Below are 15,744 nucleotides of genomic sequence, written 5' to 3' on the forward strand. Positions count from 1 at the left end.
CTGCGCCAGACGGTCGCTGCGCTCCCACGCCCGGATCAATCCCTCCACTCAGCCTTCCGACGTCGCCCGTGGATCAAGATCAAGAGCACTCGAGCTTGCGCTCATTGTTGAGTGGTGCGGCTTCGCCGCGGGCAGCTGCGCTGCTTTGCCTTTTTGTGGGAGCGAGCTTGCTCGCGAAGGCGACCTGGTCTTGAGGTAACACTCGATCCAACTGTAGGAGCTGCCGAAGGCTGCGATCTTTTGATCTGGCTTTTGCTTTGGCTTTTGATCCGGCTTTTGCTTTGGCTTTTGATCTTTTGCCCCTTCGGCAGGCTTCGTTACGGGATCGATCCGGGGGTGGGAGCGCAGCGACCGTACGACGCAGTCGTACACAGCGAGTGTAGGTGCAGCGAAGCCAACCGGAGCCGCTGCGCCCGGATCGGTCCCGTAACGAAGGTACCCCGAGCCCCAGCGAGCGGGCCGTACGCCGGGGCAAAGCCTTTTGGGTTACCTTTTCGGCGTTTGGAAAAGGTGACTCGCTGTAAGAGCGAAACCATAAGAAGCCGTTTCCGCAGCAACGGATATTCACCCAAACCCAAACCAAACCCCAAAAAACAAAACCCCCGACAAACCAGAAGTCTGTCGGGGGTTTCTTTTGCCTGAAGATCCCAGGCGTCTCGCAACGCCTGGTCTCAGCTCAGCTTATTGGCAAGCTTCGCAATCCGGCTCGTCAATTGCGCAGGCCTTTGGCACTGGCGCCGGGCCTGCCGGAGCAGCCAGGACCGAATCGTCGCCGTGGTTGCCGCCGCTGGAAACAGCGTTCAGCTTACCGGTGTTGATGGTCGACTTCTCGGTGCTGGTCGCGGCCAGGGCACGGAGGTAGTAGGTGGTTTTCAGACCACGGTACCAGGCCATGCGGTAGGTCACGTCGAGCTTCTTGCCCGATGCGCCGGCGATGTACAGGTTCAGCGACTGGGCCTGGTCGATCCACTTCTGACGACGGCTGGCGGCGTCAACGATCCACTTGGTGTCCACTTCGAACGCGGTCGCGTAGAGCTCTTTGAGTTCTTGCGGGATGCGCTCGATCTGCTGCACCGAACCATCGTAGTACTTCAGGTCGTTGATCATCACCGAGTCCCACAGACCGCGAGCCTTCAGGTCGCGAACCAGGTACGGGTTGATTACGGTGAATTCGCCCGACAGGTTCGATTTCACGTACAGGTTCTGGTAGGTCGGTTCGATCGACTGCGAGACGCCAGTGATGTTGGCGATGGTCGCGGTCGGTGCGATGGCCATGATGTTCGAGTTACGGATGCCTTTCTGTACACGGGCGCGAACCGGTGCCCAGTCGAGGGTTTCCTTCAGGTCGACGTCGATGTACTTCTCGCCACGCTGTTCGATCAGGATCTGTTGCGAATCCAGCGGCAGGATGCCTTTGGACCACAGCGAACCGTTGAACGTCTCGTAGGCGCCGCGCTCGTCGGCCAGGTCGCAGGAAGCCTGGATCGCGTAGTAGCTGACCGCTTCCATCGACTTGTCGGCGAACTCGACGGCAGCGTCGGAGCCGTAGGCGATGTGCTGCAGGTACAGAGCGTCCTGGAAGCCCATGATGCCCAGACCGACCGGACGGTGGCGGAAGTTGGAGTTCTTCGCTTGCGGCACCGAGTAGTAGTTGATGTCGATCACGTTATCGAGCATGCGCACGGCGGTGTTCACGGTGCGTTGCAGCTTGGCGGTATCGAGCTTGCCGTCGACGATGTGGTTCGGCAGGTTGATCGAGCCCAGGTTGCAAACGGCGATCTCGTCCTTGTTGGTGTTCAAGGTGATCTCGGTGCACAGGTTCGAGCTGTGGACCACGCCGACGTGCTGCTGCGGGCTGCGCAGGTTGCACGGGTCCTTGAAAGTCAGCCATGGGTGGCCGGTTTCGAACAGCATGGAGAGCATCTTGCGCCACAGGTCTTTGGCCTGGATGGTCTTGAACAGCTTGACCTTGCCCGGGTACTCGGTCAGCGCTTCGTAGTACTCGTAGCGCTCTTCGAAGGCTTTACCAGTCAGGTCGTGCAGGTCCGGAACTTCGGATGGCGAGAACAGGGTCCACTTGCCGTCATCGAAGACGCGCTTCATGAACAGGTCAGGGATCCAGTTAGCAGTGTTCATGTCGTGGGTACGACGACGATCGTCACCGGTGTTCTTGCGCAGCTCGATGAACTCTTCGATGTCCATGTGCCAGGTTTCCAGGTAGGCACACACCGCGCCTTTGCGCTTGCCACCCTGGTTCACGGCCACAGCGGTGTCGTTCACCACTTTGAGGAACGGCACCACGCCTTGCGACTTGCCGTTGGTGCCCTTGATGTACGAACCCAGCGCACGAACAGGCGTCCAGTCGTTGCCCAGACCACCGGCAAATTTCGACAGCATGGCGTTGTCGTGGATCGCGTGATAGATGCCCGACAGGTCATCCGGCACGGTAGTCAGGTAGCAGCTCGACAACTGTGGACGCAGGGTACCGGCGTTGAACAGGGTCGGGGTCGAAGCCATGTAGTCGAACGAGGACAGCAGGTTGTAGAACTCGATCGCACGGTCTTCTTTCTGCTTTTCTTCGATCGCAAGACCCATGGCCACGCGCATGAAGAAGATCTGCGGCAGTTCGAAACGCACGCCATCCTTGTGGATGAAGTAGCGGTCGTACAGGGTCTGCAGGCCGAGGTAGGTGAATTGCTGATCGCGCTCGTGGTTGATCGCCTTGCCCAGTTTTTCCAGGTCGAAGGTGGCCAGCACAGGGTTCAGCAGTTCGAACTCGATACCTTTGGCGATGTAGGCCGGCAGTGCCTTGGCGTACAGGTCGGCCATTTCGTGATGGGTGGCGCTTTCGGCGACTTCGAGGAAGTTCAGGCCTTCGGCACGCAGGGTGTCCATCAGCAGGCGGGCGGTGACGAACGAGTAGTTCGGCTCGCGCTCGACCAGGGTACGGGCGGTCATGACCAGGGCGGTGTTGACGTCGGTCAGGGCCACGCCGTCATACAGGTTCTTCAGGGTTTCGCGCTGGATCAGGTCGCCGTCGACTTCTTCCAGGCCTTCGCACGCTTCGGTGACGATGGTGTTCAGGCGGCCCATGTCCAGAGGCGCCAGGCTACCGTCGGCGCGGGTGATGCGGATCGACGGGTGCGCATTGACGGCAGCTTCGGCCGGCGCGTGGGCAGCGCGTTCTTTCGAACGGCCGTCACGGTAGATCACGTAGTCACGGGCAACTTTCTGCTCGCCGGCACGCATCAGGGCCAGTTCGACCTGGTCCTGGATTTCTTCGATGTGGATGGTGCCGCCCGATGGCATGCGACGCTTGAAGGTCGCGGTGACCTGCTCGGTCAGGCGCGCCACGGTGTCATGGATTCGCGACGAAGCGGCAGCGGTGCCGCCCTCAACTGCGAGAAACGCTTTGGTGATAGCGACGGTGATCTTGTCATCAGTGTAAGGAACGACAGTGCCATTACGCTTGATCACGCGCAGCTGGCCAGGCGCGGTGGCTGCCAGATCCGAAGTCGAATCGGCGGCCTGCGGCAAGGTGCCCTGCGGGTTCTCGCGAGTTGTGTCGGTTTGCATGGGGGGTGGTCTCCACATTCTCTATGTTTGTTTGGCACCGTCATGGTGCTCACCGTTCTGTACCGAAGCACTGCAACCGACGGGCGTCGGCATTACAAACTTCGGAACAGTAGGAAAAAGGCTGCAACGCCGCATCCTTGCCGAAGTTTTGGTTACGAGCCGAAGCTCGCCACCGGATTCCTTCGCGGGTGGCAGTCATGACTGCAACACCCATACCGTTTTGTCCGTTTCGGACCAAATAAAACGGTGCCATCCGCCAGTGCGGTTTGGGCTTGAAAAAACTCGTTCGTTCTACCGGAAACTGGCCATAAAGCACTTGAGTTTCAGGCCTGAAATGTGGTTGGGCGATTTAGACGAAAACCCTATATGTAGGGTCTGCGTTTTCGCGGTGCTACAAGATAATGCGTTTCAGGGGAGGATTGCAACGTACTACCTGTGGATAAGCCTGTGCGTAATTTGTGTAAGAAACAGGGAAAACGCGTGTAGGCCGCTAACCTGCTGAGCCAGACCGTTTGTCACTGTTTTTTTGCCTGGAAAAACGCTTCAGCGGTTTTTTAAGGGCGCGAACCCTACCACACAATTCCGCCTCGTCCGAACGCATTTACCGACTTGTTTTCCGGGTGGCCGGCGTTTATACAATCGCTGGTTGCACTGGGATTTTTATCCTCCCGAAATATGACAGCTGATCGGGAGGACTCATGTAGGAGCTGCCGAAGGCTGCGATCTTTTGATTGTGATTTTTCAAGAGCAAGATCAAAAGATCGCAGCCTCGTTTCACTCGTCAGCTCCTACAGGAACCGCGTTCATTCAGCGAAACCTTCATATATCAATAAAAACAGCAAGCAGAGGTCACCGGTGGAGCAACAAACCTGGCAGGTATTGATCGTCGAGGATGACCAGCGACTGGCCGAGCTCACCCGCGATTACCTGCAAGCCAATGGCCTGCGCGTCGAGATCGAAGGCAACGGTGCGCTGGCGGCGGCGCGGATCATCAGGGAGCAACCGGATCTGGTGATCCTCGACCTGATGCTGCCCGGCGAGGATGGCCTGAGCATTTGTCGCAAGGTGCGCAGCCAGTACGACGGGCCGATCCTGATGCTCACCGCGCGCACCGACGATGCTGATCAGATTCACGGCCTCGATCTTGGTGCCGACGACTATGTGTGCAAACCGGTGCGTCCGCGCTTGCTGCTGGCGCGTATCCAGGCGTTGCTGCGACGCAGTGACACACCGGAACCGGCGGCGGAAAAATCCCGTCGTTTGCAATTCGGCCCGCTGGTGGTCGACAACGCGTTACGCGAAGCCTGGCTAAGCGACAACGGCATCGAGCTGACCAGCGCCGAGTTCGACCTGCTCTGGCTGCTGGTGTCCAACGCCGGGCGGATTCTTTCCCGCGAAGAAATCTTCACTGCATTGCGCGGCATCGGCTACGACGGCCAGGACCGCTCAATCGATGTGCGCATCTCACGCATCCGCCCGAAAATCGGTGACGACCCCGATCATCCGCGCCTGATCAAGACCATCCGCAGCAAAGGCTACCTGTTCGTCCCGGAAGCCTGCGCAGACCTGGCGCTGTGAATTCGATCTTCCTGCGCATCTACGGCGGCATGTGCGCCGCGCTGATTCTGGTGGCGGTGCTCGGCGTGCTGGCACTGAACCTGCTCAATCAGGTGCGCAGCGAGCAGTACCGCGAACGCTTGGCCCACGGCACCTTCTCGCTGATGGCCGACAATCTGCAACCGATGAGCCAGACCGAGCGCCATCGCGCGTTGCTGGTGTGGGAGCGGCTGCTCGGCATTCCGCTGACGCTGAAGAAATTTGCCGAAAGCGATCTTGATCTGACCCAGCGTACCCGTGTGCTGCGCGGTCAGGCGCTGGTCGAGCAGACCGGGCCCCACGCGGCCAAGGTCTATCGACTGGTCAGCGAGAAAGAGCAAATGATGCTGGTCGGTGAGGTGCAGCAGATCAGCGAGCAATTGGCCCGGGCGACCATTTATTTGCTCGCCGATGAATTGGTGCGGGTGCCGGTCGGCGAACAGCCCAAACGTCTGGCGCAGATAAAGCAGGAAAAGGGCTTCGGCTTCGATCTGCGTCTGGTCACGGTAAATGACGCCGACATGGACGAAGACCAGAGCCGCCGCGTGGCCGAGGGCGATACGGTGATGGCGCTGGGCAAGGGCGGCGATTCGATTCGCGTGTTCGCCGGTATGGTCGGCACGCCGTGGGTGCTGGAAATCGGCCCGCTGTATCAGATGAATCCGTACCCGCCGGAATGGCTGGTGCTGATTGCCGCTCTGGGTCTGACGCTGATCGGTCTTATCGTTTATCTGCTGGTGCGTCAGCTCGAACGGCGTTTGCGCGGCCTCGAAGCGGCGGCCACGCGCATCGCCAAGGGCAGTCTGGAAACGCGTGTGCCGGCACGCGGAGCCGACTCGGTCGGGCGGCTGGCGTCGGCGTTCAATGGCATGGCCGAGCACTTGCAGCAACTGCTGGCGATCCAGCGAGAACTGGTGCGCGCGGTCTCCCATGAGTTGCGCACGCCGGTGGCGCGGCTGCGTTTCGGTCTGGAGATGATCGGTACGGCGACCACCCCGCAGGCGCTGGAGAAATACCGCGAAGGCATGGATCACGACATCGAAGACCTCGATAAGCTGGTCGACGAAATGCTCACTTACGCGCGGCTGGAGCAGGGCTCGCCGGCGCTGACCTTCCAGCGCATCGACCTGGATGCACTGGTCAATCAGGTGATCGAAGAATTGGCGCCACTGCGCGCCGAGGTCACGGTGCAGCGCGGTTTGTGCCTGTCCTCTGCCGACAATGACGGCGCCTGGGTCGAGGCCGAGCCACGTTATCTGCATCGGGCGCTGCAGAATCTGGTAGGCAACGCGATGCGTCATGCGCATTCGCAGGTGACGGTGAGTTATCAGGTTGGCCAGTTGCGCTGCCGCATCGACGTCGAGGATGACGGGCCGGGCGTGCCGGAGGTTGCATGGGAGCGGATCTTCACGCCGTTTCTGCGCCTCGACGACAGCCGCACGCGGGCGTCGGGCGGGCATGGTCTGGGGTTGTCGATTGTGCGACGGATCATCCACTGGCACGACGGCCGCGCGATCATTGGCAAGAGCAAGAGCCTGGGTGGGGCGTGTTTCAGTCTGAGTTGGCCGAGGAATCAGGAGCGCCGTTGAGATTCGGGATACCGCCTTCGCGAGCAGGCTCGCTCCCACATTTGAAATGCAATCCCCTGTGGGAGCGAGCCTGCTCGCGAAGGCGCCACAACAGGCAATGCAAAACTTCAGGCCTGAATACTGACCAGACTCAACAACTGCCCATCATGCATTGCAAACTGCGCCTCCAGCTCCGATCCGTTGCGCCATTCGCTGGACAAATCAGTCAGCAACCGCAGCCTCACCTGACCCGCCTCAGTCCATTCCAGCACTTCGGCATGTTCGAAATAAAAGCGCTGCTGCACGATCGGGTACAGCGCCTTGAACAAACTCTCTTTCACCGAAAACGTCAGAGTCACCAGCAGCGCCAGTTGATCCTGCGACCCTGCCGCCATGCGCTGCATTTCCGCCGGTGTAAGAATTTCCCCGGCCAGACGTTCGGCGCGCTCGTAACTCAACAGGTTTTCCAGATCCATGCCCAGGCCGCGCCAGTGCTGCTTGTTGGCGACAATCGCTGCGGCGCGGCCGGTGCTGTGGGTGATCGAACCGCAAATGTGCGACGGCCACACCGGGGCGCGGTCTTCGCCGATCGGCGGGACGATATTCAGGCCTTCGAGTTGTTGCAGCGCGGCACGAGCGCAGATGCGCCCGGCGAGAAACTCGGCCTGACGCTTGGCCACCGAGCGCTGAATGCTCGGCGGCGCGAGCACAGCGCTGCGTTGGAAGTCATCGCCGAGCAACTGTGCCGGGTCGAAGTGGGTACTGAGCAGCACGGTATCGGCCAGTACCGTCGGCAACGGCCAATGGCTGTCGAGGGCAGTGCAGCAGGCGGGCAGGGCGGGGGTGGTATGCATGGCGGGCATTTTGCCGGTTAGTCGGGGCGAGGTCGAGATCGGCGGTGAAGCCTTCGCGAGCAGGCTCGCTCCCACGGGGGATCATCTGTGCGACAGATATCCGGTGTGGGAGCGAGCCTGCTCGCGAAAACCGCGCCTCGGTCGTTACTGACTCAACCGAAAATCTTCTTGAAGAACGCCTGCATATCCGCCCATGACTTCTCGTCCGCCGCCTTGTTGTAACCAATGTCCGGCCCGCCATGCTCGCCATGGCTCAGGCGATCGGCATCCGGGTTGCTGAAACCGTGTTTGGCGCCATCCAGACTGACGAATTGGTAGTCCGCCCCGGCCTTGTCCATCTCCGACTTGAACGCGGTGACGTTGTCCTGAGTGACCATGCTGTCCAGCGCACCATGCTCGACCAGAATCTTCGCCTTGACGCTGCCCGGAGTCGCCGGCGTCTTGGTTGCCAGCGCGCCATGGAAACTCACCACGCCGGCCAGCGGCACACCCTGACGCGCCGCATTCAACACCACGCTGCCGCCGAAGCAATAGCCGATGGCGGCGATTTTGTTCGGGTCGGTCTGCGCCTGTTTCTTCAACAGATCGAGCCCGGCGGCGAAGCGTTTACTGGCGGCGTCGGCATCCTTGGTCGCTGCCTGCATGAAGGCCATGGCGTCTTTCGGATGCTCGGTGCTTTTGCCTTCACCGTACATATCGATGGCCAGCGCGCTGTAGCCGAGCCCGGCGAGATCCCGCGCGCGACGCTTGGCGTAATCGTTCAGGCCCCACCATTCGTGGACCACGACAACGCCGGGGCGTGGGCCTTTGATCGCGTCGTCATAGGCGTAGTAGCCGATCAGTTGGCTGCCGTCGGCGCTTTGATAGGGGATTTCTGCAGTCTTTATCGCAGCCTGGGTGAGGCTGCTGACCGCCAGCAAAGTGAGGGCGAGGAACAGGCGCATGGTCGGGTCTCCTTATTGAAAGTGGTCAGAACAGCCTAGTCGATCCGGTTCAGGTCAGGTTCAGAGACGGTTCAGGGGCCGTACAGGGGCGGCTCAGTAACCTTGCGCCATACCCAAACAGCACTGTGAAAGAGGAAATACCCATGACTCGTATCAACAAACTGCTGCTGGCTTTTACCCTGTTAGGCTCCAGCATCGCGGCGAATGCCGACGACACCAGCAACTTCGCCGGCCTGACGTTCGGCCAGACCAGCGACAAGATCGACAAGTCCCATGCGCTCAACAACAACCTTGACCACCCCAACGCCACAGGGGCCATCGACGGCAACAACACCTACGGCATGCGCCTCGGTCAGCAAAACAGCCAGGGCCGCTACTACGCCACCTACGACAACGTTTCCGGTTCGCACAATGGCGTTAAACTGCGCCAGGAAAATCTGCTCGGCAGCTATGACCTGTTCTACCCGGTGGGCGGCAGCACCAAATTGTTCGGTGGCGCCACGGCCGGTCTGACCAAGCTGACGCAGGATTCGCCAGGCTTCAGCCGTGACAGCGACATCGGTTACGCCATCGGTGGCCAGGTCGGTGTGTTGCAGCAAGTTTCGCAGAACACCTCGGTGGAACTCGGTTACCGTTACCTGCGCAGCAACGCCAGCACCGAAATGAAAGAGAGCGGCGGCAGCAAACAGGGCTCGCTGGACTTGACCAGCAGCGCGCAGACCTACCTGTCGGCCAACTACTATTTCTAAGCGGTTGCCGTCGATTGAATGTGGGAGCGAGCCTGCTCGCGAAAGCGATGTTTCATTCAACATAATCGTTGACTGAATGACCGCATTCGCGAGCAGGCTCGCTCCCACAGGTGTGTCACTGGAGTGGGTGATTTAGCCCGGAGAGTTTTATGAAACTGTTGGTTGTCGAAGATGAGGCGCTGTTGCGTCATCACCTGCAAACCCGCCTGACGGAGAGCGGCCACGTGGTCGAGTCCGTGGCCAATGCCGAGGAGGCGCTGTACCAGACCGGCCAGTACAACTTCGATCTGGCGGTGATCGATCTCGGCCTGCCGGGCATGGGCGGCCTCGACCTGATCCGCCAGTTGCGCTCGGGCGGCAAGACCTTCCCGATCCTGATCCTCACCGCGCGCGGCAACTGGCAGGACAAGGTCGAAGGGCTCGCCGCCGGTGCCGACGATTACGTGGTCAAGCCGTTCCAGTTCGAAGAGCTCGACGCACGCCTGAACGCATTGCTGCGGCGCTCCAGCGGCTTTACCCAGTCGACCATCGTTGCCGGGCCTTTGCTGCTCGACCTCAATCGCAAACAGGCCAGCCTCGATGAACAACCGCTGGCGCTGACCGCCTACGAATACCGCATCCTCGAATACCTCATGCGCCATCATCAGCAAGTGGTGCCCAAGGATCGCTTGATGGAGCAGCTCTATCCGGATGACGACGAGCGCGATCCAAATGTCATCGAAGTGCTGGTCGGCCGGTTGCGCCGCAAACTCGAAGGCCCGGCCGGGTTCAAACCGATCGACACTGTGCGTGGCCTCGGTTACCTGTTCAATGAGCGCTGCACTTGATCCGTTCCCTTCGCGTTCGCCTGATGCTCGCCGCCACCACGTTGGCGGTGTTGTTCATGCTTGCCTTGCTGCCAGCGATGCAGGGCGCCTTCAGCCTTGCCTTGCAGGACTCGATCGAGCAACGCCTGGCCTCCGACGTCACCACATTGATTTCCGCCGCCCGGGTAGAAAACGGTCGGCTGGTGATGCCGTCGCAATTGCCGGACGAGCGCTTCAACCTCACCGATTTCCGTTTGCTCGGCTATATCTACGACCGCGACGGCAAGTTGGTGTGGCGTTCGAAAGCCACTCAGGAAGAACAGATCAACTACAAACCGCGTTACGACGGCCTCGGCAACGAGTTCGCACGGATTCGTGAAGCCAGCGGTCAGGAGTTCTTCGTCTACGACGTCGAAGTCAAATTGCTCGGCGGCAAAAGCGCAGCGTTCAGCATCGTCGCTCTGCAACCGGTGCGCGAATACGAAACCACCCTCGAAGGCCTGCGCGAAAACCTCTATCTGGGCTTCGGTGCAGCATTGCTCGTTTTGCTGGCATTGTTGTGGATCGGCCTGACCTGGGGCCTCAAGGCCTTGCGTCGTTTGAGCCAGGAGCTCGACGAAATCGAAGGCGGTACTCGCGAAAGCCTCACGGAAAAACACCCGCGTGAACTGCTGCGCCTCACCGGCTCGCTCAACCGCTTGCTGCTCAGTGAACGCCAGCAACGCAGCCGCTACCGCGACTCCCTCGACGACCTCGCTCACAGCCTGAAAACCCCCTTGGCGGTGCTGCAAGGCGTCAGCGAAGACATGGCCCAGCGCCCCGCAGACCGCGATCAGGCCTGGGTTCTGCAAAGCCAGATCGAACGCATGAGCCAGCAGATCAGCTACCAACTGCAACGGGCCAGCCTGCGCAAAAGCGGCCTGGTGCGCCATCAGGTGCGCCTGCAACCGGTGCTCAAAAGCCTCTGCGACACGCTGGACAAGGTCTACCGCGACAAACATGTGCGCGTGACCTTTGATCTGCCGGAGCATTGCTACGTGCCGATCGAGCAGGGCGCCTTGCTGGAAATGCTCGGCAATCTGCTGGAGAACGCCTATCGCCTGTGCCTCGGCGAAGTGCGAGTCAGCGTGCGCGAGTCCTTGGCCGGGATCGAATTGTGTGTCGAGGACGATGGGCCGGGTGTGCCACTTGATCAGCGTGCGCGAATTCTCGAACGTGGCGAACGCCTGGACGCCCAGCATCCCGGGCAAGGGATCGGGCTGGCGGTGGTCAAGGACATCATCGAAAGCTACAACGCCCGTTTGGCTTTGGGCGATTCACCGATGGGCGGGGCGGCGTTCAGGATCCATTTTCCTGCGGTGTGAAGGTCGGCAGTGCCGGCCTCTTCGCGAGCAGGTTCGCTCCCACCTTGAAAGGCATTCCCCTGTGGGAGCGAGCCTGCTCGCGAAGGCGTCTGGCTTCACAACTCCTGCGCCCGATAAGCCCCTGGTGTCAGCCCCGTCCATTTCTTGAACGCCCGGTGAAACGCCGAAGGCTCAGAGAACCCGAGCTGCTCGGCAATCTGCTGCAACGACAGATCCGCCCGGCCCAGATGATAGATGGCGATATCCCGCCGCAGTTGATCCTTGAGCTCCTGAAAACTCGTGCCTTCCTCACGCAAATGCCTGCGCAAGGTCTGTGGACTGATGTGCAAATGCGCGGCGACGGCTTCCAGATCCGGCCAATGTGCCGCGTCGCGGCTGAGCAAACGACGCAGGCGACTGCTCAGGCTGTCGCCATCGTCCGGGCGTGAGAGCAGGTCGGCGGGGGAACGTTCGAGGAAGTGCTTGAGCGTGCGTTCGTCCTGCAACAGCGGCATGGCCAGATAGCGACTGTGAAACAGCAGGCTGCTCTGCTCGGCATCAAAGGTCAGCGGGCAAGGGAACAGCAGGTCGTATTCGCCGCCGTGTTCGGGGCGCGGATAGCTGAAGGTTGCCTGCTCGAGGCGAATGCGCTGGCCGATCAGCCAACTGCCGAGGCGATGCCAGATCACCAGCAGGCTCTCGGTGAGAAAATGATCCGGATCCCACCATTGCGCGTCGTCCAGGCTCAAACGCACCCACTGATCTTCGCGGCGCAGGGTCAGGCGTGGGGCGTCGGGGAACAGGCTGTAGAACAACAAACCACGTTGCAGAGCCTTCTCCAGGTTGCGGCAGTGAATCGAGGCGTGGCACATCATGGCGAAGCTGCCGGGCTTGCTCGGGGCGTTACCGAAACCCAGATATTCGTCGTCCAGCGCCAGCCACAGCCCTTGAATCAGCCGGGTGAACTGCTCAGGGGCAATCCGCGCGCGGGGCTCGTCGAGCAACTCCGGACTGATCCCCAGTTGCTGCAACAGGCCTGAATAATCCAGGCCGCGCCGGCGTGCGCCGCCAAGAGCGGCACGGGCGAAATGGCTGGCGATGGTACGTTCGCGCATAAGCGGCAATCCTTGTTCAGGCACCGATCGTAATGGCGGGCCGGCAACGCCACAAGGCGGATTTCCGCCAAATTGCAGGACGCTGGACGCTCAGTTGGCGGAAATCCGCCACGCCTCAAGTCACTGATTGGTGACAGGAAAATCCTGCAGCCCCTGATATCAAAAGGCTTGCTGCCATTCGCACCAATCTGGCACGGCGTTTGCGATACAAGCGACAGAAGCGTGCACTTCTTCCGCTCGGAAGAATGCCGTTCCAACAACAAATCCCTCCAGTGCAGGAGGGTTCGCAATTAAGGTTCGGCGCTCGACAGATGGATGTTGCCGCTGGACGCTTGAGGAAACCTGCAATGACGACTCGTCAGCCACTGTACAAATCCCTGTATTTCCAGGTGATCGTTGCCATCGCCATCGGCATCCTGCTTGGTCACTTCTATCCGCAGACCGGTGTGGCCCTCAAGCCCCTGGGTGACGGCTTCATCAAGCTGATCAAAATGGTCATCGCCCCGATCATCTTCTGTACTGTTGTCAGCGGCATCGCCGGCATGCAGAACATGAAGTCGGTGGGCAAGACCGGCGGCTACGCGCTGCTGTACTTCGAAATCGTTTCCACCATTGCCCTGCTGATCGGTCTGGTCGTGGTCAACGTTGTGCAACCGGGCGCCGGCATGCACATCGACGTCACCACCCTCGACGCCTCGAAAATCGCCACCTACGTGACGGCCAGTAAAGACCAGAGCATTGTCGGTTTCCTCCTCAATGTGATCCCGAACACCATCGTCGGCGCGTTCGCCACCGGTGACATCCTGCAAGTGCTGATGTTCTCGGTGATCTTCGGCTACGCCCTGCATCGCCTCGGCTCGTACGGTCGTCCGCTGCTGGACATGATCGATCGCTTCGCCCACGTGATGTTCAACATCATCAACATGATCATGAAACTGGCGCCGCTGGGTGCGTTCGGTGCCATGGCGTTCACCATCGGTGCCTACGGTGTCGGCTCGCTGGTGCAACTGGGCCAGTTGATGATCTGCTTCTACATCACCTGCGTCCTGTTCGTCGTGCTGGTGCTGGGTGCGATCTGCCGGGCTCACGGTTTCAGCGTGTTCAAACTGGTGCGTTACATCCGTGAAGAACTGTTGATCGTACTGGGTACGTCCTCGTCGGAATCGGCACTGCCACGCATGCTGATCAAGATGGAGCGTCTGGGCGCGAAGAAATCGGTTGTTGGTCTGGTGATCCCGACCGGTTACTCGTTCAACCTCGACGGTACTTCGATCTACCTGACCATGGCCGCCGTGTTCATCGCTCAGGCGACCGACACGCACATGGACATCACCCACCAGATCACTCTGCTGCTGGTGCTGCTGCTGTCCTCCAAAGGCGCGGCGGGTGTGACCGGTTCGGGCTTCATCGTCCTGGCCGCTACGCTGTCGGCGGTAGGTCACCTGCCGGTTGCCGGTCTGGCGCTGATCCTCGGTATCGACCGTTTCATGTCCGAAGCCCGCGCACTGACCAACCTGGTCGGTAACGCTGTAGCGACCATCGTCGTCGCCAAGTGGGTCAAGGAACTGGACACCGATCAACTGCAGACCGAGCTGGCTTCCGGCGGTCGCGGTATCTCCGACGAGCGTGAAGAAGACGACCTGGGTGTGGCTGAAGGCCCGACCCCGAGCAATGTGAAGTAAGCATCGCTTGCACAGAAAAACCCGCTTCGGCGGGTTTTTTCTTGCCCGGAATTTGAGCGCAACGGTCACACCTGCTGACATTTGCGGTGATTGCCGCATCGACGATGGCTGCCTAGGCTGAGTGCATCGCCCAAGGAGTTTGCCCATGTCCGCACCGCTGGCCTCACTGAAGATTCTCGATTTCTCGACCTTGCTGCCGGGGCCGTTCGCCTCGTTGCTTCTGGCGGACATGGGCGCCGAGGTGCTGCGCATCGAATCGCCAACCCGCATGGATCTGCTGCGGGTGCTGCTGCCGCACGATGGCGGGGTATCGGCCAGCCACGCCTACCTGAACCGCAACAAGCGCAGTCTGGCGCTCGATCTGAAACAGCCCGAAGCGCTGCAGATCATCAAGCAACTGCTGGGCGAATACGACATCGTGCTCGAGCAGTTTCGCCCTGGGGTGATGGAACGTCTGGGCCTTGGTTATGAAGTGTTGAAGGCGATCAACCCAAAGCTGATTTATGTGTCGATCAGCGGTTACGGCCAGAGCGGGCCGTACAAGGAGCGCGCCGGGCATGACATCAACTATCTGGCCCTGGCCGGGCTGGCCAGTTACACCGGGCGCGCCGACAGCGGGCCGTTGCCGCTGGGCATGCAGGTGGCGGACGTGGCGGGCGGCTCGCTACATGGAGTGATCGGCTTGCTGGCAGCGGTGATTGCCCGCCAGCAAACCGGGCAGGGCACCCATCTGGATGTGAGCATGACCGATTGCGCGTTCAGCCTGAACGCCATGGCCGGCGCGGGGTATCTGGCCTGCGGCGTGGAACCGGGTTGGGAAGACCAGATGCTCAATGGCGGCAGCTTCTATGACTACTACCGTACGCGGGATGGACGCTGGATGTCGGTGGGCAGTCTGGAACCGGCCTTCATGCAGCAACTGTGCACGACGCTGGGCCGGCCGGAGCTGGCGGCGCAAGGGTTATCGCCCCGGCCTGAGCAGCAACAGGCCTTGAAAGAGGCGTTGCGGATCGAGTTCGAGCGGCATGATTTTGCTGAGTTGTGTGAGTTGTTTGCCGGGGTCGATGCCTGCGTCGAGCCGGTATTGAATCTGGGCGAGGCGTTGCGCCATCCGCAAATGCAGGCGCGGGAGTTGGTAACGCAAGTGCCGCGCGGTGATGGTACTACGCAGGCGCAGATGGCTTGTCCGCTGAAATTCTCAGAAGCGTTGCCTGCACCAAGGCATGTCGGCGCGGGGTTGGGGCAGCATACGGATGAGGTGTTGGCGGAGTTGGGGTTGAGTGCTGAGCGGATCGCCGAGTTGCGTTCCGCCAAGGTGATTCTGTAGCGCCCATGCCGCCGCCTTCGCGAGCAGGCTCGCTCCCACATTGAAATGCATTCCCCTGTGGGAGAATTGCTGAGCTGCGTTTGGCCAAGGTGATTCTTTAGTGCCTGTGCCGCCGCCTTCGCGAGCAGGCTCGCTCCCACATTGAAATGCATTCCCCTGTGGGAGAATTGCTGAGCTGCGTTTG

General features: G+C 60.5%; 11 protein-coding genes. 7 read left to right on the top strand and 4 right to left on the bottom strand.

All coding sequences use genetic code 11. The features are described from left to right. Nucleotides 1-681: 681 nt before the first annotated feature. Nucleotides 682-3,576 carry a ribonucleoside-diphosphate reductase subunit alpha gene (locus AC4IHP_RS27500; RefSeq protein WP_024013986.1) on the bottom strand — a complete coding sequence of 965 codons (2,895 nt, stop codon included), beginning with the start codon at nucleotides 3,574-3,576 and terminating at the stop codon, nucleotides 682-684. Nucleotides 3,577-4,431: 855 nt separating this feature from the next. Here AC4IHP_RS27500 and AC4IHP_RS27505 point away from each other — a divergent pair. Together AC4IHP_RS27505 and AC4IHP_RS27510 are read left to right on the top strand one after the other, a co-directional pair. Then, a complete protein-coding gene (locus AC4IHP_RS27505) occupies nucleotides 4,432-5,154 on the top strand; it encodes a response regulator (protein ID WP_415761767.1) in 723 nt (240 codons plus the stop codon). Beyond that, nucleotides 5,151-6,761 (top strand): ATP-binding protein, encoded by a 1,611-nt coding sequence (locus tag AC4IHP_RS27510; protein ID WP_490833246.1) that lies wholly within the window; start codon nucleotides 5,151-5,153, stop codon nucleotides 6,759-6,761. Before AC4IHP_RS27505 ends, AC4IHP_RS27510 begins: the two co-directional genes overlap by 4 nt. Nucleotides 6,762-6,868: 107 nt before the next feature. Here AC4IHP_RS27510 and AC4IHP_RS27515 read toward each other — a convergent pair whose 3' ends face one another. Both AC4IHP_RS27515 and AC4IHP_RS27520 read right to left on the bottom strand, forming a co-directional pair. Continuing rightward, nucleotides 6,869-7,594 carry a 4'-phosphopantetheinyl transferase family protein gene (locus AC4IHP_RS27515; protein ID WP_490833247.1) on the bottom strand — a complete coding sequence of 242 codons (726 nt, stop codon included), beginning with the start codon at nucleotides 7,592-7,594 and terminating at the stop codon, nucleotides 6,869-6,871. A 152-nt stretch (nucleotides 7,595-7,746) separates the two neighbouring features. After that, complete coding sequence (locus AC4IHP_RS27520; protein ID WP_490833248.1) at nucleotides 7,747-8,538, bottom strand: dienelactone hydrolase family protein; 792 nt, start codon at nucleotides 8,536-8,538, stop codon at nucleotides 7,747-7,749. A 143-nt stretch (nucleotides 8,539-8,681) separates the two neighbouring features. Here AC4IHP_RS27520 and AC4IHP_RS27525 point away from each other — a divergent pair, with 143 nt between their 5' ends. From AC4IHP_RS27525 to AC4IHP_RS27535, 3 genes are all read left to right on the top strand, one after another. After that, a complete protein-coding gene (locus tag AC4IHP_RS27525) occupies nucleotides 8,682-9,287 on the top strand; it encodes a hypothetical protein (RefSeq protein WP_490833249.1) in 606 nt (201 codons plus the stop codon). Between the two features lie 149 nt (nucleotides 9,288-9,436). Further along, nucleotides 9,437-10,114, top strand: a complete 678-nt coding sequence (locus AC4IHP_RS27530) for a response regulator transcription factor (protein WP_016773623.1) — start codon at nucleotides 9,437-9,439, stop codon at nucleotides 10,112-10,114. After that, nucleotides 10,111-11,457: an ATP-binding protein gene (locus AC4IHP_RS27535; RefSeq protein ID WP_073472181.1), complete on the top strand. Its 1,347-nt coding sequence runs from the start codon at nucleotides 10,111-10,113 to the stop codon at nucleotides 11,455-11,457. The genes AC4IHP_RS27530 and AC4IHP_RS27535 overlap by 4 nt, the downstream gene beginning before the upstream one ends. A 95-nt stretch (nucleotides 11,458-11,552) precedes the next feature. On the opposite strand, the gene AC4IHP_RS27540 is transcribed toward AC4IHP_RS27535, so the two are convergent. Beyond that, nucleotides 11,553-12,551: an AraC family transcriptional regulator gene (locus tag AC4IHP_RS27540; protein WP_460120826.1), complete on the bottom strand. Its 999-nt coding sequence runs from the start codon at nucleotides 12,549-12,551 to the stop codon at nucleotides 11,553-11,555. A 347-nt stretch (nucleotides 12,552-12,898) separates the two neighbouring features. On the opposite strand from AC4IHP_RS27540, the gene AC4IHP_RS27545 reads away from it, so the two are divergent. Beyond that, nucleotides 12,899-14,233 carry a dicarboxylate/amino acid:cation symporter gene (locus AC4IHP_RS27545; protein WP_024013978.1) on the top strand — a complete coding sequence of 445 codons (1,335 nt, stop codon included), beginning with the start codon at nucleotides 12,899-12,901 and terminating at the stop codon, nucleotides 14,231-14,233. Nucleotides 14,234-14,378: 145 nt separating this feature from the next. Then, nucleotides 14,379-15,560 carry a CaiB/BaiF CoA transferase family protein gene (locus tag AC4IHP_RS27550; protein WP_490833250.1) on the top strand — a complete coding sequence of 394 codons (1,182 nt, stop codon included), beginning with the start codon at nucleotides 14,379-14,381 and terminating at the stop codon, nucleotides 15,558-15,560. The last annotated feature ends 184 nt before the right edge of the window (nucleotides 15,561-15,744 follow it).

This window comes from Pseudomonas sp. UF-293, assembly GCF_058245595.1.